Source organism: Paenibacillus sp. AD87, assembly GCF_001659845.1.
Classification (GTDB): Bacteria; Bacillota; Bacilli; order Paenibacillales; family Paenibacillaceae; genus Paenibacillus; species Paenibacillus marchantiae.
Genome location: NZ_LXQN01000022.1, coordinates 19,191 through 44,354 on the forward strand (window position 1 = coordinate 19,191; position 25,164 = coordinate 44,354).

21 protein-coding genes are annotated in these 25,164 nt (G+C 46.4%); 8 read left to right on the forward strand and 13 right to left on the reverse strand.

What is annotated here, in order from left to right; genetic code table 11:
• Nucleotides 1-148: 148 nt before the first annotated feature.
• Nucleotides 149-568, reverse strand: a complete 420-nt coding sequence (locus gpAD87_RS28325; protein WP_064642890.1) for a VOC family protein — start codon at nucleotides 566-568, stop codon at nucleotides 149-151.
• 273 nt (nucleotides 569-841) lie between these two features.
• On the opposite strand from gpAD87_RS28325, the gene gpAD87_RS28330 reads away from it, so the two are divergent.
• Entirely contained in the window at nucleotides 842-1,597 is a 756-nt protein-coding gene (locus tag gpAD87_RS28330; RefSeq protein WP_064642119.1) for a class I SAM-dependent methyltransferase, read from the forward strand.
• Nucleotides 1,598-1,702: 105 nt separating this feature from the next.
• On the opposite strand, the gene pbp4 is transcribed toward gpAD87_RS28330, so the two are convergent.
• On the reverse strand, nucleotides 1,703-3,793 hold the full coding sequence (gene pbp4, locus gpAD87_RS28335; RefSeq protein WP_064642121.1) for a penicillin-binding protein PBP4(5): 2,091 nt from the start codon (nucleotides 3,791-3,793) through the stop codon (nucleotides 1,703-1,705).
• Nucleotides 3,794-3,940: 147 nt separating this feature from the next.
• On the opposite strand from pbp4, the gene gpAD87_RS28340 reads away from it, so the two are divergent.
• From gpAD87_RS28340 to gpAD87_RS28360, 5 genes are all read left to right on the forward strand, one after another.
• Entirely contained in the window at nucleotides 3,941-4,345 is a 405-nt protein-coding gene (locus tag gpAD87_RS28340; protein ID WP_063567168.1) for a CBS domain-containing protein, read from the forward strand.
• Between the two features lie 388 nt (nucleotides 4,346-4,733).
• The gene (locus gpAD87_RS28345) at nucleotides 4,734-7,013 is read left to right on the forward strand and encodes a glycosyltransferase (RefSeq protein WP_157258595.1); all 2,280 of its coding nucleotides are present in this window, start codon (nucleotides 4,734-4,736) and stop codon (nucleotides 7,011-7,013) included.
• 17 nt (nucleotides 7,014-7,030) lie between these two features.
• Entirely contained in the window at nucleotides 7,031-8,182 is a 1,152-nt protein-coding gene (locus tag gpAD87_RS28350) for a hypothetical protein (protein WP_064642125.1), read from the forward strand.
• Between the two features lie 119 nt (nucleotides 8,183-8,301).
• Nucleotides 8,302-9,723, forward strand: a complete 1,422-nt coding sequence (locus tag gpAD87_RS28355) for an MBOAT family O-acyltransferase (protein WP_064642127.1) — start codon at nucleotides 8,302-8,304, stop codon at nucleotides 9,721-9,723.
• A 14-nt stretch (nucleotides 9,724-9,737) separates the two neighbouring features.
• Nucleotides 9,738-10,949: an alginate O-acetyltransferase AlgX-related protein gene (locus gpAD87_RS28360; RefSeq protein WP_064642129.1), complete on the forward strand. Its 1,212-nt coding sequence runs from the start codon at nucleotides 9,738-9,740 to the stop codon at nucleotides 10,947-10,949.
• 290 nt (nucleotides 10,950-11,239) lie between these two features.
• Here gpAD87_RS28360 and gpAD87_RS28365 read toward each other — a convergent pair whose 3' ends face one another.
• The 3 genes from gpAD87_RS28365 to gpAD87_RS31640 form a co-directional block, all read right to left on the reverse strand.
• Nucleotides 11,240-11,686 carry a hypothetical protein gene (locus gpAD87_RS28365; protein ID WP_064642131.1) on the reverse strand — a complete coding sequence of 149 codons (447 nt, stop codon included), beginning with the start codon at nucleotides 11,684-11,686 and terminating at the stop codon, nucleotides 11,240-11,242.
• Entirely contained in the window at nucleotides 11,683-12,132 is a 450-nt protein-coding gene (locus tag gpAD87_RS28370; RefSeq protein WP_064642133.1) for a hypothetical protein, read from the reverse strand. The genes gpAD87_RS28365 and gpAD87_RS28370 overlap by 4 nt, the downstream gene beginning before the upstream one ends.
• Nucleotides 12,133-12,241: 109 nt before the next feature.
• On the reverse strand, nucleotides 12,242-13,390 hold the full coding sequence (locus gpAD87_RS31640; RefSeq protein WP_082935384.1) for an effector binding domain-containing protein: 1,149 nt from the start codon (nucleotides 13,388-13,390) through the stop codon (nucleotides 12,242-12,244).
• 195 nt (nucleotides 13,391-13,585) lie between these two features.
• On the opposite strand from gpAD87_RS31640, the gene gpAD87_RS28380 reads away from it, so the two are divergent.
• Entirely contained in the window at nucleotides 13,586-14,155 is a 570-nt protein-coding gene (locus gpAD87_RS28380; RefSeq protein ID WP_157258597.1) for a hypothetical protein, read from the forward strand.
• A 121-nt stretch (nucleotides 14,156-14,276) separates the two neighbouring features.
• A complete protein-coding gene (locus tag gpAD87_RS28385) occupies nucleotides 14,277-14,489 on the forward strand; it encodes a DUF6366 family protein (RefSeq protein WP_064642138.1) in 213 nt (70 codons plus the stop codon).
• A gap of 105 nt (nucleotides 14,490-14,594) precedes the next feature.
• Here gpAD87_RS28385 and gpAD87_RS28390 read toward each other — a convergent pair whose 3' ends face one another.
• From gpAD87_RS28390 to gpAD87_RS28425, 8 genes are all read right to left on the reverse strand, one after another.
• Nucleotides 14,595-15,098, reverse strand: coding sequence for an MgtC/SapB family protein (locus gpAD87_RS28390; protein ID WP_079697238.1), 504 nt, complete (start codon nucleotides 15,096-15,098; stop codon nucleotides 14,595-14,597).
• Between the two features lie 33 nt (nucleotides 15,099-15,131).
• Nucleotides 15,132-16,163, reverse strand: a complete 1,032-nt coding sequence (locus gpAD87_RS28395; RefSeq protein ID WP_064642140.1) for a LacI family DNA-binding transcriptional regulator — start codon at nucleotides 16,161-16,163, stop codon at nucleotides 15,132-15,134.
• 87 nt (nucleotides 16,164-16,250) lie between these two features.
• Nucleotides 16,251-17,297: an ABC transporter ATP-binding protein gene (locus gpAD87_RS28400; protein WP_064642142.1), complete on the reverse strand. Its 1,047-nt coding sequence runs from the start codon at nucleotides 17,295-17,297 to the stop codon at nucleotides 16,251-16,253.
• A complete protein-coding gene (locus gpAD87_RS28405) occupies nucleotides 17,297-18,337 on the reverse strand; it encodes an ABC transporter ATP-binding protein (protein WP_064642144.1) in 1,041 nt (346 codons plus the stop codon). Before gpAD87_RS28405 ends, gpAD87_RS28400 begins: the two co-directional genes overlap by 1 nt.
• A 32-nt stretch (nucleotides 18,338-18,369) precedes the next feature.
• Nucleotides 18,370-19,518, reverse strand: coding sequence for an ABC transporter permease (locus tag gpAD87_RS28410; RefSeq protein WP_231952914.1), 1,149 nt, complete (start codon nucleotides 19,516-19,518; stop codon nucleotides 18,370-18,372).
• On the reverse strand, nucleotides 19,518-20,516 hold the full coding sequence (locus gpAD87_RS28415) for an ABC transporter permease (protein ID WP_024631276.1): 999 nt from the start codon (nucleotides 20,514-20,516) through the stop codon (nucleotides 19,518-19,520). Before gpAD87_RS28415 ends, gpAD87_RS28410 begins: the two co-directional genes overlap by 1 nt.
• 95 nt (nucleotides 20,517-20,611) lie before the next feature.
• Entirely contained in the window at nucleotides 20,612-22,558 is a 1,947-nt protein-coding gene (locus gpAD87_RS28420) for an ABC transporter substrate-binding protein (protein ID WP_064642148.1), read from the reverse strand.
• Nucleotides 22,559-22,974: 416 nt separating this feature from the next.
• Nucleotides 22,975-25,089: a DUF5054 domain-containing protein gene (locus gpAD87_RS28425; RefSeq protein ID WP_064642150.1), complete on the reverse strand. Its 2,115-nt coding sequence runs from the start codon at nucleotides 25,087-25,089 to the stop codon at nucleotides 22,975-22,977.
• Nucleotides 25,090-25,164 lie beyond the last annotated feature (75 nt).

The following is a 25,164-nucleotide window of genomic DNA, read 5'->3' on the forward strand; positions in this document are numbered from 1 at the left end:
CAAAAAGAACGTATGTATACTATGCAATTTTTACATGAATCGACACTTATCATATAGTAAAAAGGTAAATTACACCATATGTTACTGGGATAAATGAACGCAAAAAGTGCCTCCCTGTTAATAGAAGGCACTGATTAACTAATGTATTCTATTCTTGCGTAGGAAAGCTACTTAGATCCATATACGAAACTTCCCACAGATGATCATCCGGGTCCTGAAAACTCCACCCATACATAAACCCATGATCTTGAGGATCGTTATACGGCTTGGCGCCAGCATCTAGGGCAGCTTGTACAATCAGATCGACCTGTTCACGACTCTCCACCGACAAGGCTACGATGACTTCTGCCGTGTCCGCTGCATTGGATATTTTTTTGGGAATAAAAGATTGAAAACGATCCTCCACCAGCAGCATCGCATAGATGTTGTCTCCAATGATCATGCAAGTTGCAGACTCGTCTGTAAAATTCACATTGAACTCAAACCCTACTTTGGTAAAAAAATCAACGGACCTCTTCAAATCCTTAACGGGCAAATTAACAAAAATCTGCTTAGCGCGAACAGCCACCATCGATCACCTCAATCTAATAGAATGGATTTCACCTCAAAATAACATCTCGCGTATACGCTGTCAATTCATTATAATAACGATATTCCAAATTGTGAGGTGAAACGGATGTTATTCCGAATCGTTCGAAGTAATTAGTCGTCGGGCTGGGTCAAAACGCGTACCAGCTAACATGGGATACGTCTGCCCTTTTGAGCCTGTTCGGTATTTAATCGTAACGATTTGACACAACATCTGTCTAGAATCAAGAACTCACATTGGAGGAATCATATAATGAAGAAAAAGATGGACTATATTACTTTTTACGAACATATTGGGCCATTGAATGGCTGGGACTTCAGCTCCCTGAAAGTGACTTCAGAGGGCATTGGATGGGACTTTTACGAGGAAGTTATACGTTGCACCAAACCGTCTGATCTGTTGCTTGATATTGGCACAGGTGGTGGGGAAGCTGTTCTTTCCATCGCGCATGCTGCACTGTTATTGGTTGGAATCGACCTTTCCAGGGGAATGATTGAGACTGCCCAGCGTAATCTAAAGACATCTGGTTCCAGGTCGAATGTCCGTTTTGTGCATATGAATGCAGAGCAACTGACATTTCCGGATCAATTCTTTAATGTGGTGTCTTCCAGACACTGCGACTTCTGCGCTACAGAAGTATTCAGGGTATTGGCCGATGGCGGTGTATTCCTTACCCAGCAAGTCAGTGAAAATGATAAATATAATCTCTCAGAGGCTTTTGACCGTGAACAATCGCTAGGCGTTCAACCTGGCACATTAATGGAACGATACAAACGTGAACTTCGCGAAGCGGGTTTTCGAGACATTGAGGCACACGAATATAATGCGACAGAATATTACGCCACGCCTGATGATCTGCTTTTCCTGCTGACCCATGCACCGATCATTCCCGGTTTTGGAGAGAAGGAATCCGACTTAGAGCATTTCCAACAGTTTGTTGAGCATAATCGCTTCGATAAAGGTATACGAACAAACTCGGCACGTTTTATGCTGACTGCTCGGAAATAAATCTTATAACATAAAGGCAAAATAAAGCCCATCCACCATTTTAGTAACATGAATGGTGGATGGGCTCTTCAAATACTAAAGATACATCGTAAATCGCAAATCAATTTACTGCCTTACTCCCTTTTTCTCCAGGAAAGGCTTTAATTTGTCCAAAACATAATGACTGCCGCCTCTTCCGTTCACTTGTTCAATGACTGCGGCTATAAGGAAGGATGGTGATTCGGTATCAAACACCACAACAAAACCGTTCTCCTGTCCTTTTTCCCCCTTCTTAGCCTTAAGCTCGGCAGTCCCTGTCTTAGCCGCCAGTCCTTCAGGGAGTGAGTTCAAGGAATGAGCCGTTCCTCCCGATCGGGTCACGACCTCGCCCAAGGCATCCTTCACCGTATTTGCGACTTCAGGTGTAATCACAACTTCCGGTTCGGCGTTTTCCTTTTCCTCTATCAGTACAGGCTTCACCATTTTTCCTTCATTAATAAAAGGGGTGAAGGAGGATGCCAGATGGATCGGCGACATCAACATTTCTCCCTGTCCATAGGATGTGTCAGCGAGCAACACCTCGGATGACAAATCGAGATGTGCCTCGTTTGCATACTGACTTGGTTTCAAATACAGTTCATCCAGTCCAAAGTTGTCTCCAAAACCAAACTTCTGAATGCCATCTATGAACTTGGCGCTGCCCATCTCAACAGCTTCCTTCGCAAAATAAATATTGTCCGAGTAGACCAGCGCATCAACCATGTTCACCGGGGATACACTTTTCACACGTTTCACATAGTAACCGCCCCAGCTCTCATCCTTGCGCCATTGCAGACCAGAGATATCATGCGATTTGTCCGCTGTGGTAACCTTCTCCATCAGACCTGCTGCTGCCGTAATGGCTTTGAAGGTTGAACCTGGTGCATAACGGTTCGTAAATCGATTGATAAAAGGAAGCTTCTCATCTGCTGAATAGGCATCCCACTCTGCCTGTGTCAGTCCCGTAACCATCTTGTTCGGATTATAGGCAGGCGCACTTGCCAGTGCCAGCAGATTGCCATTCGTTGGGTTCATCAGCACCATTGCTCCGGCGTCACCACCACTCGATAATGTCTTATACAACTTGCGCTGTTGCTCAGAGCTTATCGTCAGTTGAATATTCTCTCCATCCACTGCATCCTTGCGAATAAGCTCAGAGCGAGTATTTCCAGATTCATCGGTGATCTCGATCAGGCCACCTCGTTCGCCGCGAAGCTGTTTCTCCAGGGATTGCTCCAGTCCGGCTTTGCCAATCCAATCTTCCGCACGATAGTAGCCTTCCGTATCTTTCTCCAAATCCTCCTTGGTGGCCTTGCGCACATAACCGATTAAATGAGCAGCAGCCTCACCAAGAGGATAATATCGTATTTCCTTGGATTGAACTTGCACACCAGCCAGTGCTGTAGGCACCCGGGAGTCCTCTGTTGAAGCAATCGGGACAAAATATTCCGGCTTCACCCATTTCTGTGCAAGTGCGGTGTTAATCATAGCTTCTGTTACTTTGTAATGCTCCGCGATCAGGGCGATCATCGGCTCCGGATTTTCTCCCAGCTTCTCAGGTATGATGCCCCATTCATATATATTTCCCTTTGTTGCGAGGGGCAGCCCTTCACGATCAACAATGTCTCCCCGTTCCGGGAAAAGGGTTTTCACCCGAACTTTGCTTCCCTTGACCATGTCAGTCAGAATCATGGATGGCTTCCAGTTGATCCGCCAGACTTTGCCACCCTCCTCAAGCTCTTCACGCACCAGTTTCAGTGTATGCGTCTCGTCCACTTCCCCGAGGAAGGTCGTTAACTGCAGACTGTAGTCCACTTCGTAGGCATCCGGATTTTGATTTTGGTTTTTATTTTCATTACCCATGCCGTCCGTTGTCTCTTCTTTTACTTTCGGTTTCAATTCTGCCTTAATTGCAGAAACCTCCATACCCGAATAGATTGCATTGTATTTTTCCACAAATTGTTCACGGTTCATGCCGGACTCTGTCAATGAAGCAGGCGTCATCAAGGTATACAGTTGATCAAATTCTTTCTTTTGCAAATGCTCTATGTACTGATTAACGGTTACCTCAGGCTTTACTTCCTCTGTTTTGCTATTCTGCATGTATAAGTACATTCCGATTCCACCGGCAAATAAGATGGGAAGCAGTCCATAAATAATTTTACGTTTTGATTTCATGATCATATCACCTCTAATATACACTATAGGTTTCCAGCCTCATTTAAACAATGGAACAAATCTGACGAATTTATCATTAAAAATAGCCGAAAGCTCACATAATATGTTTAAATAAGGAGAGTGAGATTACAGTAAAGGAGCCCGATGATGGAAATCAGCTATTTTTTACTCCCCAAAGCCGACGTGGCCTATATCAAGTCTTCCGCTTCGATGAAAGATGCGATCGAGCAGCTTGAATTGCAGCATTATACCGCCATTCCCGTGATTGACCAGGATGGAAAATATGTTGCCACCCTGTCCGAAGGCGATTTGTTATGGAAAATGCGGAGCACTCCCGGACTGACATTTGAGACGATGGATCAGGTCCAGGTGCATGAGATCGACAACCGTGTATATAATGAATGTGTCTTTATTAAGGCAGAAATGGAGGATATGCTGACGCTGGCAGCAGATCAAAACTTTGTGCCTGTGGTGGATGTGGACCGTGTGTTCCTCGGTATTATCCGTCGCAAGGATATTATTGAGTATTATACGCGCAACATCTCCGACTAAATTTGAAATGAATATATGCCTTTTGCTGATCGTAAGGGCAAAAGACTGCAACAGAAATGACGAGTCCTTGGGGCAATATCATTAAGTCACTTGACTTAATGACATTGCACATTGGGCTCGTCATTTTTGTGTTTTCACATAACATCCAAGCCCCACTTTCATCTTTGCGAAAAAAATAAATAAACATATTGCGCAAATTTCGACAAATAACTACAATAATTATTGTGATACGACAAAATTAACCATCAAAAATTGAACCAATTGCTCTATATTTAACGAGGTCCTATCTCTTTTTTCAGAATTTGTTCAGAATCGTTTAGTACAATGATCACATTCTTTTTATTCCGATAGGCGGCACTACTCAGAAAAATCAGGAAGAGGTATTCAGTTGAACTACTTAAGTACACGCAACAAGATACTTGTCACAGCTACTGTGATTATGTCTTGTATTTACGTCATTTGGCGTACATTTTTCACCATTCCTTTCGGACATGGCCCTCTCGCCGTAACCGCAGGTCTTGCCCTCCTCATTGTCGAACTTATAGGTATGTTCGAACTGGCCGTCCATTTTTACAATATGACCCGGCTCGAATATCCCGAACTTCCCGTTGTTGACGCAGCCTTATATCCGGATGTGGATGTATTTATAGCAACTTATAATGAACCCACATCGCTTCTGTTCAAGACGATTAATGGCTGTCTGAACATGGATTATCCTGATCGCTCCAAAGTACATATCCATCTGTGTGATGACTCCAACCGCCCCGAGATGCGGGAACTGGCTGCTCATCTGGGCATTAACTACCTTACGCGAACAGAGCATGTACATGCCAAGGCGGGTAACCTGAACAATGCCATGAAGCATACGTCTTCCCCACTAATCGTCACCTTTGATGCAGACATGATTCCAAAACATGATTTTCTGACGTCGTGCGTTCCCTATTTTCTGACCGGAGAAAAAATTGGTTTTGTGCAAACACCACAGAGTTTCTATAATCCCGATCAGTTCCAGTACAATCTGTACTCCGAGAACCGGATACCGAATGAACAGGACTATTTCTATCGGGACGTACAAGTGGGACGCAACAAATCCAATTCCGTCATCTATGGCGGAACAAACACCGTACTCTCCAGACAGGCACTGGAAGACGTCGGCGGTTTCTATACCGGTTCCATTACAGAGGATTTTGCCACTGGTATTGAAATGCAGAGCAAAGGGTATCGCTGCTTCGCTACCAATAAAGTACTGGCCTCCGGACTTGCTCCCGGTGATCTGAAAAGTCTGATCAAACAGCGTCAGCGCTGGGCGCGCGGTTGTATCCAGACAGGTAAAAAAATGAACCTTCTCTTCAAAAAAGGACTTAGTTTTGCGCAAAAACTGAACTACATTTCTTCCATTACCTACTGGTACTCCGGGTTAAAACGACTGCTGTACATCATGTCACCCATACTGTTTGCCGTGTTCGGCGTTCTGGTTGTGAAATGTACCATTCTGGAGATTCTCGTGTTCTGGTTGCCGATGTATCTGTTGACCAACACCTGCCTGCGAATGTTATCCGGCAATATTCGAACCACCAAATGGACCAATGTATATGAGACCATTCTGTTCCCTTCCCTTCTGCCCGCCGTCATTCTGGAAACTCTGGGCATCACGATGAACAAATTCGTCGTTACCCGCAAAGACGGTGCGCAAAATGATGATCGGAACTATCAGATTAAACAGATGATTCCTCATCTGATTCTGGCAGTACTATCCATTATCGGAATCGTGAATTGCATCCACTGGACATTTAGCCAGGGAACAATTGGTTTCCTCGTTGTACTGTATTGGTTATTGATTAATTTCTACAACATCATGATGTCGATCTTCTTTCTGGCTGGACGCAAAGTGTTCCGCAATCACGAGCGCTCAATGGCTGCTGTGGATTGCACGCTCACAACGGAAGGGGAGATCATCTCCTGCATCACTCATGATCTCTCGGAAGGCGGCATTTCCGTCATGCTGGATACACCGAAGTACATTCCAAGTGATATGGAGATTGGCATTAAACTGGTAAATGACCGGTATTCAAGCGAGTTTACAGGCAAGGTGGCACATGTCGCTTCGATCGGAAACCGTTGGAAATATGCTTTTACCGTTAAGGATATCACGGAACAAGAGCAGCGCCAGCTGCTGCACATCATCTATGATCGCGAACCTACGCTGCCTCAGAAACTGGACAAGGATATTAGTACATTTGAAGATATTCGTCTGAATTTTGTACGTCGGGGTCAGAGTGAGTTCATGTCCAACCGGAAGCTGGCACGAATTGCGCTAAATCGCGAATTGCCAACGGCAGATCATGGAACCGTGACATTGATGGATTTCAACTATGAATTCGTCTTGGTGGAGATGGAGCCTCATGATTTGGTCAATGAGATCCAACTTCCGCTTAGCGAAGACATCTCACTGGAATGCGTGTGGGTGCAGTCCCTGCGTAACAAACGAGGCAATTTGTACCGCGTGACCAATATTCGAGATATTGCTCGCAACCATCAGATGCCAACCTTGGAAGCTCTGCTGAAACAGTGGAATAAGGAACATATCCAGTTGGATAAAACAGGCCCTGCATCCCAGGGCAAGAACAACATCTCTCCAGACGAACTGAACGAGATGGCTTATCTATAGAGGGGAGGCAAGAAAGCATGATCAAGAAGTGGAAACAACTTACACTTGTCGCCAGTCTTGTTGTGTTGTGGAACGTATATCCCATTCAGGCTGTTCAGGCAGAGCAGCTTAAGGTGAGTGGGAATACACTCCATGAATGGAACAACGGAGCTAAGGTAGACGCCAGCGTTGATAACAAAGGCAGTATCCAGATTAAGACCTCCACGCTGGGGCTCAAAAAAGGATACTATTCGGCCTACGTCTATGAGCTGCTGAATCGAGACTGGTCAAGCTATGGGGCTTTGACCTTCTCCATCCGCAATGAATCGGACCGAAAGCTGCCTCTTAATATCGTACTGACCCGAGCGGATAAAACTTCCCTTACTGTGTCTGATGATCGAAACGTCATCGTAGTCGAGAAATTAACCGGACAGGCTGAACTGGTTCGCCCGGTATCCGGCCTGATTGCATTGGAACCGGGATTTGTCGGACAGATTCGCATCCCCTTTTCCAGCCTAATGGTCCAGGACAAGGGCAGCACGGCAGGTCAGGTGAACTTGGGTAAAGTCATTGGCTGGGGCATTACAACCACAACTCCCGAAAACGCCAAGCTGAGCTTCCGCATCGGCAACATCAAGCCGTTGTCCAAGAAGCAAGCTGTGGTGGAGAATGGGCTCACCACCTTGCAAATGACTGGTGACGAACGTGTGGTGAAGCCTGTAGCCGGGGAATCCATTGCCCAATACGGTGTTGAATCCTCCTCAGAAGAAAAGCCCAATGTAAAATTCCAGCTCGACACCCCCGTGCAGGGAGTATCCATTACACCGGATGGACTGCTAACGCTTCATACCGATGTCGATGCTGAGCAAGCCACTATACGTGCACTTGTGAATGACAAATGGAATCTGACAACGACCGTCATGCTGGATCGCTCTTCGGCCATGAATGTTCAGGAGAAAGACGGAACGCCACGTTCTATTCCTGACCCATCTGAAGTTACCAAGGTACTCAGCCCTGCGGACCCACTGATGAAAACATCGGTGGGATGGTTTATTCGACTCTTGTTAACAGCTGCCGGAATCCATGGACTCGTCCTCTACTGGATGTGGAGAAGACAACGGAATACCCAGGGCGCCAGAAAACGACGTTCCCGGGATGATCGACAAGCACGGCGACCTTTTCGCATGTAAACGACCCTTGCAGACCAACTCGCATCCTGAGATGCGGGTGTCTGTCTGTTTTACTTGAGCATGTTGCATCACAATAGATACAACGTGCTCCCTTATATGATCCTCAAGGAGGAAAGGCAGTGCTCTTTTCCAGTGTAATCTTTCTATTTTATTTTCTGCCGCTTGTGCTGGGGCTGTATTACATACTGAGATTCTCGATTACGGCCAAAAACATGCTGCTGCTGGTTGCCAGCCTGTTCTTCTATGCATGGGGTGAACCGTGGTTTGTCCTCATCATGCTGGCCTCCATCTGTTTCAACTATATCTTCGCCCTGCTTGTGGACAAGTTCAGAGAAAAACGGAATGCCGCTTACACCATCATTACGTTGATGCTTATCGTCAATCTGGGTATGCTGTTCGTCTTTAAATACATGGCTTTTGCACTGCGTATTGTGAATGAGAATACAAGCTTTGGCCTAAATATCCCGAATATTGCGTTACCGCTAGGGATCTCGTTCTTCACCTTCCACGGAATTTCCTACGTCATCGATGTGTATCGCGGACATGGTGCTGTGCAAAAAAATCTCTTTTATGTGGCGCTGTATATCTCCTTCTTCCCTCAGCTCGTTGCCGGACCGATTCTGCGCTATAACACGATTGCCGATCAGATGGTTAACCGAAAGGAAAGTTGGGACAAGTTCGCACTGGGCTGCTGCCGCTTCATTGTCGGTCTGGGTAAAAAGGTGCTGCTATCCAACAGCATGGCGATTGTCGCTGATCACATCTTTAGCATGGGTGGGACCTCAGATATTCCAGCAAGTCTGGCATGGCTTGGAGCCATCGCCTATACGTTGCAGATTTATTTTGATTTCTCAGGATACTCCGATATGGCGATTGGTCTCGCCCTCATGTTCGGGTTCAAGTTCGAAGAGAACTTCAGATATCCGTATATCTCCCGGTCCATCACTGAATTTTGGCGCCGCTGGCATATCTCGCTTGGCACCTGGTTCAAGGAATATGTTTATTTCCCACTCGGGGGATCACGTGTCACCAACAAGGATAAAATGATTCGCAATCTGCTCATCGTCTGGGGATTGACTGGCGTGTGGCATGGTGCGGAGTGGACATTTGTAGTCTGGGGATTGATTAACTTCGCATTCATTGCGCTGGAGAAAATCTCTAACTTTGATAAAGGTACACGCTTCAACCCGCTGCGGCATCTCTATGCCATGTTTATTGTGGTCATCGGGTGGGTGATCTTCCGTTCACCGGATCTAATACAAGCTGGCAACTATCTGGGCAATATGTTTGGACTGTACGGTAATGGGTTCTGGAGCGAAACAACCTGGATGTTCCTGAAGGAATACGCGCTCTTCTTCATCCTGGGTATTCTGTTCTGCATGCCGATTGCCACGCGAATGAACAAACTGATGGTTGACGGCGCACGTTTCAGCAAACCATTGGAACTGGTGTACCCGATCACGATCATCGTTTTATTCCTGGTCTGTGTATCGTATCTGGTCAAAGGTACATACAATCCGTTTATTTATTTCAATTTCTGAGAGAAGGCACAAGCATGCACAACTTTTTTGCCAAAAAGAGAATCACGGCTTTCCTCTTCATTCTCGTGCTCGTGACATTCTCTGTCCTAAATATTATTCAATCCTTCGGGCCGATCCAAAAGACACTGGCTTCAGCGGACTTCCATTATTCTGAAGCCAAAGAACTGATTCACGAACTGGATGACGATATTAATGAACATGTCTTCGATAAATTCGGCTTCGTGGAAGCGTATGGATATATGCAGTCACTCATGTGGAAGAACGAGGAGAACAACTTCGAGGTCGTAAAAGATATGGAGGGCAAGCTGCACTATACCTACTTCGCTACAGGGCCGACGGATACAAAAGATCTGTCGGATCGGGTTGCTGCGCTGGGAGCACATTTGGACCCCAAAACTAAGCTGACCTATGTGATGACACCAGACAAATACGTACGTGGGTATACCCAGTTCCCGGAAGGCATTCCTTACAATTATAACAACGAAACCGCCGATGGCTTTCTGGCCAATCTCAAGCAGGATGGCATTGATACGGTGGATCTGCGGGAAGGGCTGTTGGAAAGTGGCATTCCGGCAAAGGATCTCTTTTTCACCACGGATCACCACTGGAAAATTAAAACCGCGTTCTGGGGCTTCGGCCAGCTCGTGAATCATCTGGACGGCATGTACGACAAGCCGCTGGACCCGGATCATTATTTCACGGACTTAAATAACTATAATGTGGTTCCGTATCAGGACATTTTCATTGGATCACAGGGTCGAAAAGCCGGGAAATACTTTGCTGGTGACGATGACTTTGACCTGATTTATCCGAAGTTCAAAACGGACTATTCCTTTTACTTCAAAACCGGCGAGACGGAAGCCACATTGAACGGCCGCTTTGAGGATGCTCTGCTTACGACCTATCCGCTGAATGTACAAGGAGCTACCTATGATCTAACCGCTGACAAGTACTTTACGTACCTGTACGGAAATCAGGGAATCGTTCATGTGGTGAACAAAGACAAACCGAACGGACTCAAGGTACTGTTCATCAAGGACTCTCTCGCAGTGCCGATGATCTCCTTCCTGTCGACTGTCGTGTCTGAGATTTATCTGATTGATCCACGGTATTATACGGGAGACATCATGGATTTCGCTAGCAAAACCGACCTGGATCACGTCTTTGTGTCCATATCGCCGCAGGATCTCGTAGATGAATTTTTCCCTTACGGATCGAAAGATTAACTTGGTGAAGGATCATACTTTACCACTACAGTGGCAGAACAATCTTCCGATCACTGTTATCCCCAGATTTCTTTTATCCCTTTTTATTAGGGAGAAATCCGGTGATAGCATATGCTTCCGATGTAAGCTTTCTTTCAGAAAGCTTTAAGGTGAACGCTTCGCTTCTCCAGATTCTTTCTGCCCCTCCGTTCCGGTATGATCTTGTAGTCAAACACAAGAAATGGTACCCCACAGCCAATGATCTGGCAGACAGGGTACCTTTTTCTTTTTGTAATCCAAAAGAGATAGAATCAGTTTCGTTCACGCTTCGCCTTCTGTTCCTTATAATATTGCAAAACGTCACGAGGGCTGCCTTGAAACGCTCTTTCCTTGCCATATGCATACGCCAGATCCAAATTTGCAAAAGCCTCATCATGCCGCTCTAGCCTCATGCAGACTACACCCAGCTCAATCCACGGCCCGGTATTAATATCCGAACCTCGGGTTTGCAGTGCTAATTCAGCCCACGGCTTCGCCAGTGCGTACTGCTCCAAGTCCATATGTGCATTCACGTGACAGGAAGCGATCCAGCTTGCCATTTCCCAGTCGGTTTTCGGCTCGGGCAACATCCCCCAAGCCTGATCATAATAGATCAGGGCTTGCTCATGCTGCTGCGTTTCATCGAGAACATTGCCTGCTTCTACTGTTTCGATAATTTGTCTCTCCAGTTCGGGATGCTCCGGTGTCAGATCCTTCACTCCGTAACCTCCTCCTCCAGCTCGAAATACCATTCCAGAAAGTTATTGAAGCTCGCCCACTGCGGTGTACTTTCACCGCTCAGGAAACGTTCGATCGACTCACCAAGCTCCACCAGAGCCACATCTCCCGTTTGACGGTTATAAAAGAATCCACCCTCGCCCTCAAAGCTGTCCAGTGGGATGTAGGCTTCTGGCAATCCCAACGTGAGTTGAGCCACCGTCATGTCCTCCACATATACGGTGTTTTCCATCACCCAGCAGATCTGATAGATTTCCTGATGTCTGCTGTAAAAGGTCGGACCATCATCAGCATGCAAATAAAAATGTGCAAACTCAGATTCAAGATCAATACCCAGTTTACGTAAAGCTTCTTCATACTCTGCTGGCACATCTTCATGCCACCAGCCCTGATTTTTACAATAATCAATCACTTTATTGGATAACATATTAAGCCTCCTAATGAATCGAACATGCTGCAGCCATGATAAGTAAACCCTCTGGTACTAGTTTATATTTATCTATATAACGATATAACCTGGCCTGTTATTCGTTAAATCACGACAAAGGTTTAACAGGTATCCATACTTGAGGAGGAAGACCCTGACCTCGGTATACCTCAAGTTCCGGAATTCCCGAGTGCTTGTAAGGGGTCGCTCCGTACCATTCGCTCATAATATACTTCCACAACCGCTGTATCGCTTCTGGCGCCAATTCATCGGCTTCGAACACCATCCAGTGGGACGCGGGAATCTCTATTGAAAACAAACCCTCAGGCACTTCCCCGGAGTGTGAGGTTGCGATCCAATATTCCATTTGATCGCTGTGTAATTCCCTCTGATCTATACAAATGCCGACCAAACCGGAGACGGCCCCGTTATTAAACTCGTTTAAACGATCTTCTATTCCGTCCGCCAAAGCTTCCTGCCACATCTTTGGAATCTCTCTCAAATTCTCGCCATCCACACAAGAGAACGTTCTTTTAATGCCTACGAAAGTTAGGGACTGCTGTTCAATCAAATTATCTTTCACATTCATGGGATAGGCTCCTTTCAGATTAAGTGCAGAACGATATGGAGTGTGGTTGCCCATCACCCATTCATGAAATAATTGGTGAGCGCTGCTGGCATCCGGAGCCATGAAGAGATACGTTCCTTCCACCTCTCGGCGGCTCAGCTTGGAATCAAAAAGCTCCCGATCCTCTTCTTCATTCAAAACAATTCGGTACGTCCCATCTTCCTCTCGGAAACCGATCGCGTGCACATTCGTATTTTGTTTATAATATCCCAGCTGCAAAACGGCTGGTTGCTCTTCTGCCATTTCCCCTGTGGAGGCCGGATTAGGAAACTCCTCGTCAAATCTCTCTTCTTCCAGCACGATGCCCTTAAAGAAACCATCAACCACTCTGCCCAGACGATCCACCATGAGATTTGCATATTCATAGGGAAACTGTTGGATCTCGTACACATCCCGATCCGAATGATGCCATTGCAGATGCTCCATGATTTTGGAATACGTGAAGCTAACGGCGCTCGCCATTTCCCGATCCAACGGCTGGTCCGCGGTAAGACGGGTCAATTCCATAATACTGTTCACATACTTCCAGAATAACAACTGGTCGATGCGCGCTTCCTCGTGCAACATGTACAAAAAGGTATTCTCCTCCGCACGCGCATTGCGCAGCAGTTCCTGAAGCGATTGTTCCATATACAATATATCCTCCCGGGTTTTACTATAAATACTGTATCAAAAGAGCAAGACGATTGGAAATGGGTTCATGCATAACCAGCCTCAATTCCCTTATTCTGGAGCAACTTTACCTTCATTCTTTCGTCTAATGATTGACTAACAACGAAGGAGATGACTATGCGAATAAGTTGCAGTCCCGGTTTCCCCGGGAGCATGATTGGGTCAATTGATCTTCAACCCACCAAGTTTAATACGGGTGTATCCAGCAACAGCGAGATTTCTCATCATGTTGACCCTAAACTCATTGCCATTCCCTATGTGGATGATCCTGAATTCGGTTCTTACTTTGATGCGATGAACATGATGAAGGGAACGTACCAGGAAGAGTTTCACGTAAGCTATGATGTGGAATTTACGATTGATGTGGATAAAAAGGGGTATATCACTCAGTTCGAGCATACCTTTGCACTGGATCGTTACCTTGATCTTGTCCGGACACAGTCCTATAAAGTGATTAAGACGAATTGGAAAGGTCGTTCCTTCCATGTCATGACCTACAGTTATATGGAGGAAGTGTGTAATCCGAACAACGTAATTTTCAAATGTAATAATGCAGAGGATGTTTTCGTCGTAACTGAACTTGTCCCCTATTCTGTCGGTGGTGTTGTGGTGCAACCCCATAATCGTTACTTGCACCTTCGTGCAATAATCTCCGCGCGGGATGATCTCTACCCGATCGACTATATGTGTGAGCCTGATTTCGATCTAAGCATCGAAGCATAACTTCTACATCATTTGAATACAGCAAAGAGCACAAAGCGTTCCTGACTTATCCGGATCACCTGTGCTTTTTTTGATTATAGGTCCTATCTACCAAAAAAAATCAAATCTCAGGGGTGGTTACATGGATTTTCGAGAAGAAACACCTGAAGAAAAGAGAGAACGTTTGAGACAAGAAGAATTAAAGGGAAACCCCATGGGTACGTTTGGTGATGGCATAAATCGTGCTCAATTTGGAAGCTTCGCAGATTTAGTTGGCGGTTTGGGATGGAAAGGCACTGGAATCCTCATTATATTATTGGTGATAGGTTATGTAATTTATAAATTAGTGTTCTAGATAAGGATTGGGATAACTATGCATTCTTCGTTATTTGAATAAAATAAGCGTATTCAAAACTTTCCATCGAATACGCTTATTCGTTTGCAGAAAATACTCAACCATTTAAGCACTCAAGTCTTTCTTTTCTTCCTTTGCCACCAGCTTCTTGTGCTCCCACTTCTCAATCCAACCCCCAACCCGGATGAAAAAGAAAGCCACCGCCATCGAAAAGGTCACAATTCCGTAGAAACCGGCGCCTGTACCAATACCGACCCCACCTGCAAATAGGATCATTGCTGCAGATGTCAGACCTTTCACTTCAAATCCTGCCTTCATAATGAGCCCTGCTCCGAGAAAGCCAAGGCCCGAGACGATTTGAGCCGCCAGACGCATTGGGTCCATCATCGTTCGGTTATGCAGCTGTCCGTACACTTCAACACTCTCAATGGATACGATTGTAATGAGTGCAGAAGCGACCGTGACAAATGTATATGTCTTTACGCCTGCCGGTTTGTTCTTATGGGTCCGATCGAATCCGATTAACAGCCCAAGCACAGCACTGATCAGAATTCGAACATAATATTCAAAAGGTACAGAATTGCCCATCCAGGATGTAAACGTTATCATATTTAACCTCACGACATCCGAAACTCATTCTTGCTAATTCTTGATCGAGGAACAAGAGTTTCTTTCTATGATTTTGCTAGGCACGATCTTGTTATTCTCGTACGTTCCCTCCAGAATACCCAGCTTATGCATGAGCAGCCTTACCGACTGAACACCCAGCTCAGATGGTTGCAGATCCATTCCCGTCAAAGAGGGTCTTACCTGGTGCATCATGGACTGATCACCGCAGATGACAAACAAAGAGATATCTTCCGGCACACGCAGACCCGCGTCGTTGATGGCATTAAGGGCGCTAAATGCAGTACGATCGTCGTCTGCGATAATGGCCGTAACCCTCCCCATGGGATTCTTCACATTATGAAGTGTCTCATCATAGCCGTATTTAATATACTGGTCTGAATGAATACCCGGTTTATAATGAATCATTCCGGGCTGGATCATCACACCATGCTCCTGCAGCACCTGGACGAACTCTTCCGACCGTTCAATGGAAACCGTCATCTGCTCCCCGGCGTTCAGGAACATAATGTTCCGATGACCCAGTCCAAGCAGATAATCGCAAATATCGCGCATAACCTGTTTATTATCGTTATTGACGGTAGAAACACCCTGAAGTCCCTTGTTAATGATTTTGCCGATCGTGACAAACGGAATGTCATGCTGATACAGCAGATTGATCCGGTCATCCTCTTCTGTAGGTCCCAGCACAATGGCCCCGTCAATAGGATAGCTCGCAAGTGAAGGTGTCTTCACCTCTTCGGCAGCAATCATGTCCAGAAGCACCCGATATCCGTAATTGGAAGCTTCCAGAATGACACCATTGATAAACTGATTATGGAACACGCTGAAAAAGAATTTGCCGTGCGGAATCGTAAGCCCGATCGCCATTGTTTTCTTGGTGACCAAGCTTCTCGCAATATGATTCGGCACGTAATTCAATTCCTTCGAGATTTGCAGCACTTTCTCGGTTACCTTTTTGCTCGTTGGCCTTTTCTGGCTGAATACGTTGGATACCGTTCCCTTGGATACACCCGCCAGACGGGCTACATCATCAATCTTTGCCATTAGGAACAACCTCTCCTCAACACTAGTTCGATTTCGTCCTCGCGAGTTCAAAGATGACTGATGGTATCGTCAGGTTCATGTCGCTGGTTAGGATGTCCTGGACTGCACTTCATCCTCAGTCTCGATTGGAACGCCGCGAAGCTGAAGCTGCTCTGCATAATGACAGGCAGCAAAATGATTATATCCTACTTCACGGAGTTCAGGAACGTGCTGGATGCATTTATCCGTCTTATACGAGCATCTGGGATGAAAATGACAGCCACTTGGCGGATTGGCCGGATTCGGTACTTCCCCCTCCAGTATAATTCGTTCTTTTTTAAAATCCGGATTCGGTTGGGGCACAGCTGACATTAGCGCCTCCGTATAGGGATGCTGAGGATTCGAGAACAATGATTCCGTTGTCGCCAGTTCCACAATTCTGCCCAGATGCATAACTGCTACCCGGTCGGAAATGTTCTGTACGATGGAAAGATCATGCGAGATGAAGATATATGTGATCTTGAATTGCTCCTGCAAATCTTTGAGCAGGTTGATAATCTGAGCCTGAATCGATACATCCAGCGCAGAGACCGCTTCATCACAGACAATCAGTCTGGGTTGTGTAATCAGCGCACGCGCAATGGCTATCCGCTGCCGCTGTCCTCCCGAAAATGCATGTGGGTAACGTTTCAGGTAACCTACATTCAGACCTGTTTTCTCGGCAATCTCCATCACTTTCGCTTCTACCTCAGCCCTGCTCAGCTTAAAGTTCGCAATCAGCGGTTCGGCGATAATATCGAATACGCTCATTCGGGGGCTGAGTGAGGAATACGGGTCTTGAAAAATCATCTGGATATCCTTGCGATATGCTTTGATCTCTTTGCCCTTCAAGTTTAGGTAATTCACTTCTTTTCCATCATCCGCATGATAGACTACACTGCCTGAAGAAGCATCCACACCTCTAACGATACAGCGTCCAAGCGTCGTTTTTCCACATCCGGATTCCCCGACAATACTGAGCGTCTCCCCTTCTAGGAGTTCAAATGAAATTTCGTTCAGAATATGAATGGGTTTTGGCTTTTTGAACAGGGCTTTTTTGGATTTGACCTGAAAGCTTTTGTTCAGGTTGAGGACTTCAAGAATGGGTTTGGTCATTATGCTTCTCCTTCTCTCTGGTCCGCGTACAAGAAACATCTGACCATATGCTGGTCGGAAATCGCGGTTTTCGGTACAGCTTGTTGATTACATACACCTTCAATCCTGTCCTTGCAGCGATCATAGAATCCGCACATCGGAGGCATGTTGACCGGCATCGGAACGGAACCTTCGATGGAATCCAGCCGTTTGCTTTTATTCCCTCCCAGTCTGGGCATCGATTTAAGTAACCCTTTCGTGTAGGGATGCTTCGGATTGTTGAAGATTTCCCTCATTGGAGCCTGCTCAACAATTCTCCCGAGGTACATCACCGCAACCTCATCACACATCTCGGCGATAATACCCAGATCATGGGTCACCAGCAGAATGGCCATGCCAAACTCCGCCTGCAGGCTTTTCATAAGTTCGAGTACCTGAGCCTGAATAGTCACATCAAGCGCTGTCGTAGGCTCATCCGCAATCAGAATTTCGGGGTTACAGGACAATGCCATGGAGATCATCGCCCGCTGACGCATCCCTCCCGAGAATTCATGTGGATATTGATCGAAACGCTTGGCTTGATCGGAAATCCCGACTTTGCTAAGCATCTCTAACGCGATTCTTTTGGCCTCTTTCTTATTCCTCGTCTGATGAATTCGGATCGCTTCCATGATTTGATTCCCGATGGTATACATCGGTGAGAAGGCCGTCATCGGCTCCTGAAAGATCATCGAGATTTTGCGGCCACGGATGGAGCGAATCTGCTTGCCCGTCGGCTTAAGAGACAAAAGATTCAGACCATGGAGAGTCGATTCCGAGTCGGAATTGTAAGTGATTGTTCCACTCGTTTCACATTCCTTGGGATTGATGCTGATGATCGATCGACTTGTCAGGCTTTTGCCGCAGCCCGATTCCCCCACAAGCCCAAGGGTTTTGCCTTTGTATATATTGAAGTCGACTCCATCCACGGCATTCATGACGCCATTTTCCATCTGAATCCGAATCTTCAGGTCTTGAACGGACAGTAAAGGTTGCTCCTTCTCAACAGCTTGAGTTGCCATGCTATCCCCTCGCTTGCCTAGTATTTGGACAATTATTTTTTGTACGGATCAGCCGCGTCGCGCAAACCATCGCCGATGAAGTTATAGGTCAATACAGTCAGAATGACAAAAGCGAGTGGAATGAGCTTCCATGGATACAGGGCCACATTTTCAATTTTTTGCGCCTCCTGAAGCAGCACACCCCAACTGGTTGCCGGCGAACGAACGCCCAGACCGAGAAAGCTCATAGCCGTCTCACCCAGAATCATGCTCGGAATCGCCAGGGTTGTCGCCACGACTAAATAACTCATGAAGCCTGGCAGCAGATGTTTGACAATAATCTTTGCGTCTCCTACACCAGCGATCTTTGCAGCGATTACATAATCTTCATTCTTCAACGAAATGAACTTGCCTCTGACCACCCGTGCCAGATCCGTCCAGCCAATAAATGCGAAGATGATAACGATGTATAAATACATGGTCACGACCGGAATACGTGGCGGAATTGCAGCGGATAGTGCCATCCACAACGGCAGCGTCGGAAAGGAACGTATGATTTCGATGATGCGCTGTATCATGGAATCAATCCAGCCGCCAAAATAACCGGAGATGCCTCCAATAATCAAACCCAGAATAAAGCTAATGCCTACGCCGACCAGCGGGATGCTTAGTGAGATTTGACTGCCCAGCACGATCCGGGAGAACAGGTCACGCCCCATTCCGTCCGTACCCAGCAGGAATATCCGCCCTGGCTCATCTACAGCGAACAAATGCGTCGACATGGGGATCAGACCAAGAAACTTATATTCTTCTCCCTTTACAAAGAACTTGAAGAAATGCTTTTTTTCGGTATCCGGGACAAACATTTTACGCAATGTTTCGGGGTCACGCTCGCTCTTCAATTCATATACAAACGGCTTGATGTGAAACTTGCCGTCCGCATCAACGAATCGAAGTCCCATTGGCGGGGCATTCACATATTTGCTGTCATAGCTTTGCAGCCCATACGGCGCGATAAACTGTGCGAACAGTGCGATGATGTAAAATGCGCCCAGAATGTACATGCTGATCCGGGCCAACTTGTGTTTCTTGAATTTCTGATATATCAGCCGCCACTGCGAGCTGTATACAGTTTCTTTTGGTGCTGCTGTAACTGGGACTGCCGGCCTTTGACCTTTAAATAACGGTAGTGGTCTCATCATTAGGATCCTCTGAACTCTGTACGTATTTTGGGATCAAGCCAAGCCAGCAAAATATCGGAAATCAGTGTTCCGAGAACCGTCAGCAAAGCCATGATCAATAAAAAGGTTCCAGCAAGATACATGTCTTGACCGAGCAATGCATTATGCATAACTGGCCCTTGAATCGGCAGGTTCAATACGATTGCTGTAATGGTAGCGCCGGTAAAGATGGAGGACAGTGACCAGCCAAAGGTACTCACAATAGGATTCAAGGCTGCACGTGTCGGATACTTGAACAGGATTTGCATCTCTGATAAGCCTTTGGCACGGGCTGTAATGACATTCGGTTTGTTCAACTCATCGAGCATTTGTCCGCGCATGATCCGAATCAGATCTGCAGTTCCCGAAAGCCCGATAACAATAACCGGAATCACCATATGCTGCATTAAGTCTTTTACCTTGTCCATGGACCACGGCGCATTCACGTATTCGTTGGAGAATAAGCCGAGCAATGGATTACCGAACCACTTATAGGAAAAGAACATGAGAATAATGGCTAACAAAAAGTTGGGCGTTGCCATTCCGATAAAGCTCAGGCCGGAGAAGAAATAATCGCCAGCAGAATACTGCTTTACCGCCGTGTAGATCCCAACCGGAATCGCGATTATATAATGGAAGGCCATTGTCACCAGCGAGACGACCAGAGTCAGTCCCATATACTGCTGGATCACCGCCATCACCGGTTTGTTGTAGTTGAACGAGAAACCAAAGTCGCCATGCAAAATGATTTTCTTTACCCAAACAAAATATTGTTCATAGATTGGCCGATCGAGCCCCAGATTCGCCCGCATATCATCCATCTCAGCCTGGGTCATGATATCGCCGGAAGCGGACATCTTGGCCGAGTAGGAGGATACGTAATCGCCAGGTGGCAATTGAATAATGTAGAAGACGATAAAGGAGATCACAACAACAACAGGAATGGCCAACAGGATTCGTTTTAAAATGTATTCAAACATCTATTCCTCTCCTCTGCACCGCGTGAATGATACAAAAGGAAACAATAGCAAGGATAAGCCCCTCCTCACTATTGTTTACCTGAATGCTTCACCAGCTATTGCTTGATGAAAAATTGTGCCGGATGGCCTTGACCCAGCGAGCGATACTCATCGGACCAGATAAGATCCGTAGGGATGTTATGAATTTTATTCGAGGCTGTAATCAGAACCGGAGTTGGTCCCGCATATCCGATTACCCACTGATTCTTCTGGTGCAGTTTCACGATCTCATTGCTATACTGATTGATTTCATCCAGTGTCTTGCTTGCTTTCACTTTTTCCCAATACTCAAGGATTTTAGCGACATCCCCTTCAGGCTTGACACCTTCCTTGCCGCCAGATTGGCTGTATAAGCCGTAATGGCCGAACCATGGTGTTATAACACGGAGCGGAACCATTGTATCCGGTCGGAAGGCTACGTTGACGACAGAAATATTCTCGGTAGTCATCGGAATTTTGTTGGCATATTTCATATCAAAATGTGTGCCTCCGTCAACCACTTTCAGGTTCGTTCGCAGCCCCATATCCTCGTAGTATTTCTTAAGCAATTCAAGGAATGGTGCTGTATCGGTCGTGCTCTCAATCACCGTGAGCGTCAACTCGGAACCATCAGGGTTCAGACGGAAGTTGTCTTTATCCCGCTTGTTCAAGCCTAACTCGTCAAGAATTTGGTTTGCGCGTTCAGGATCGTATTCCGCCCACTGTTGGGACCACCCTTCCTGATAGCCCATTACGCCTTCGGGTACGGAAGCTTGAATCGGTTCTCCCAGTCCACTGGTGACAATCTCAGACACCTGGTTACGATCTACCCCAATGGAAAGTGCTTCCCTGAACTTAATGTCCTGGAAAAGTTTGCGGAGATTCGGATCTTCCGTAGTCTGGTTTAACTGTACTCCCGCGCTGGACCAAGCTGGTTGTGTCCAAGGGATAATCCGGTAGTCACCTTTTTTCTCATTCTCTTTCAGTACCGTGAAGTCTTTGGAATCAAAGATCACCAGGTTGTAATCACCGGCAAGCGTTCCAAGTACCTTTTGGCTCGGATCTTGAATCTTAGTCGCTACAATCCGGTCAATATACGGAAGCTGTTTGCCTTCTTTATCTGTTTTCCAGTAGTACGGGTTGCGCTCCATGACAAACTGATCGCCATTAGGATCATTGGTTGGCACCCATGCTCGGAGTGTAGGAATCTGGTAATGCAGCCAATCCGTATACCCGGTTTCCATCAAGAATACTTTGGGATCTTCATAGCCCCACTGCTTCGTAATCTCCAATGTTTTGGCATCCCCTACGAACTCAGGAAGGATGGTTTTGTGAAAGTGTGCAGGAGCGAAGAACCACTTGTTATCAATGGCCACACGTTCCAGGAAGAGCACACTTGGATACTTGTGAGTTACGGTAAACGTGTAGTCATCCACCTTCTTCACTTCAGCCAACGCTCTATCCCCGGTAACAGGGTCAACGGAGTAATAAGCATCATAGATCTTTTTGCCAAAGGTCTCTTTGGTCAACATATGCTCCCAATAAAAGAGAACATCATCCGCTGTGAAAGGAACACCGTCGGACCATTTCATACCTTCTCGCAAATGGATGGTGAACACGGTGGAATCATCATTCACTTCATAGCTCTTGGCTACGTTTGGTTCAACTTTGTTTCCTTCCTTGTTGAAACGAAACAGCGCTTCCTCTGTCGGTTGGCCTATTCCCCACTTATCAGGAACACCAGTCCAAGGCATGTTCCAATCTCCACCATATTGCCCGATTTCCTCGACGACCTCTTCAACCATAATGTCTTTGGAAGCTGGCAGGCGCTCAGCCAGGGCAGGCAATTTACCTTCATCGACAAGCTTTGTCAGCATCGGGGCTTCTTTGGCACTGTTGTCCGTAACAACAGGTTCTTTCACTGTCGATTCCTCATTTTCATTGTTAGACGAAGATGCAGAGCATCCCCCCAGTATTGTCGTGATTAGGACAAGAACAATTAACAAGTTGCTTTTCCTTTTCAAGCTAAACCCCTCCACGTTTGGATTTGCTATTAACTTGCCTGAATATGCTCTGGTTGGCGCTCACCTCCCTAACGAAATAAACCCTTTATGTACATATGTAGATACAATTAAACCGGTTTAATTTTTATGCAACAGAGGTGCTCAATCGGGAAAACATCTCGTAGAATTAAACCGGTTTAATTGACATATAAGAAAATGTAAACGCTTTATTTGTATATAATACATGGATGACTACGTTCAAGCAATAGGGATTTTACAAAAAAATTCTGTTTTTTTAAATTCATTTCAGGAACAGTTCCGAACAATTCAAGTCTGCTCAAACAGCACCCTCACTCACAAATCCAAGTATAGGTTCCAATTGTACTAGGATTATTATCCGATCATCAATTTTTGGTAAAATTCTACATCAACTTCTCTTATTTGCGGTTTGCAGCTGTATTTAGTCGAAAGCGGAATTTGGCATCCTCCCCGTACCACATTGGGAAATTGGTACCCCAGATATTGTTATGCAGATTAAACTGCCAACCGGATTCAAGCGAGACAAACGAGTTGTCGAATTGCAGCAGTCTTCTCTGTCCAGGTGCGACCAAAGCGGAATCCAAAGCTTCAATAGAGGCCTGGCCATCTGTGCCATCATAGAATACTCCCTTGTCTACAGCATGCAGATTGCGGTTGCCGTCTTTTACAACATTCAACGGAGAGATTCGTCCTCCAAGCTTGTCCATCATCCACAGATTGGGGTTATCCACCTTAAGTCCGCATCCAAACCAACTGGCCTCCGGAAGACGATTCGCTTCTTTTCCAAACCATTGCAAGCTAACCTCTACCACTCCTGCCTGTGAAAACGTATATACCAGTTCCAGTTCCTTGGGTGCTCCGTACAATTCATGACTTTCTGTTGGCATGGACAACCGGAACCCATACGTATCACCATTAGCATTGCCTGACTTGTGCATATCGGTCACGATTGGCAAGTACACCTGATGGCTTGGCAGTGGGCGCACAAATTCAAATCCAGGCTTGTTGAAGTCGGCATCCGCCCAAGGATGTGTCACAGGCAGGTTCTGCATATAGGTACGGAAATACCTGTCGTAATCCTGCGTCCCGAAGGTTTCATAGGCATAGGCTCCGAACGGATGCTTCGCGTCCACCCAATTCTTTCCCTTCTCGTCCGTCAGCTGAATCAGTGCACCATTGTTATTGAAGGCCAGCTGGTATCCGCCACTGCTATAAACTTGATGACTTGCCGCAGATACGATGTCGGAAAACGCACTTTTAACCGGGTTTAGTTGTTCAAAAGCTTGTCGCGCTTCCTTCTGCTTGTCATCACTCAGGCACGCCACAGCCGTGTCCAAATATTCCCGCTGTTCCGCCCAAGAGCTCTCTATCATGGAATAGGTACGGCGACTCGTCTCCGAAGAGAATAGTCCGCTAGAATGACTGTCGAACTCGTCCATGGCGAAGGCACCGATATATTGAAATTTTGCAGGAATATCCTCCACATCGACGTCGTTCATTTCCCGTGCGCGGTTGAAGTCAGGCTTGGCATAATTCCGGAAATCCGGAAGCCATTTCTTCACATCAAGCCCCCACGTATGCTCCACAACCAGCAGCATGGCATCACTCATACCTTTATATTCAGCGCTTGCCGGATCGATCCGGCCTTCGGTCAGCCACTTGTCTCTTAACCGCTGCAACTGGCGGAATCGGGCTATTTTAAGCGGGTCGGTACCTCCTCCGTGAATCCAAGTATCCCCGAGCTCTTCACATACAACAGGTAATTGGTCCCGAACCTGATCAAGGTGTACTGCAAATGCATCAAGAGACGACGCCATAATCTCTGCATCGGGGTATCGTTCCTGGATATGCTGGAATTGTTCACGAATCTCTTCTGCGCTTGGCGGTCCGCAATTGTCGCCCGTATGGGCAAACAACAAGATATCATCGATACCTTCTATTTCGACTGCCTCACCATAGGTGTCCGCATAATTGACAATGATCTCACTGCCATCCGCTGCCTGCCATCTGAACAGTTTAGGCACATCCGGGCGCATGGAAGCTGGATTAACCCCAAGATGCATATACCGGATACCCACTTCATTCATCAAAGGCACCATAGACAGGGTATGACCGGGTACATCCGTCATTTTTGCTGCAATGGTCGTTTTGCCAAATTGTTTATCCAGCTCCAGTCCAATGGACAATCCGTAGCGAAATAATGAGGGGTCCATCAGTTCGGTATGCGTCGTGAACGGTAATCCATGCCATACAATATGACCTTTGCGGATCGCTTGTTCCATGGCCTGTTTACCCTCTTCGGACGCATGATTCAGATAATGACGGATCAGCCAGGAACCCGTGGTCCATATGAACTGCTCTCGTCCTCCCTCTGCTTCCAACTGCGCGGACAAAGCGATAGCTTTGGGTACATACTCTTCCATGTACTGCTTTACGACGTTTTCCGCCAAGTGCGTAAATCCGATATCCAGGTGAGTTTTAAAAACAACATGTACTTTTTTACGGTTAGTCATGGTTGTCTGAGCCTCCGTTGTTAGATTCACAGTTAATACTGTTTATTTGAACAATAAGCATGGAAGACCCGCTTC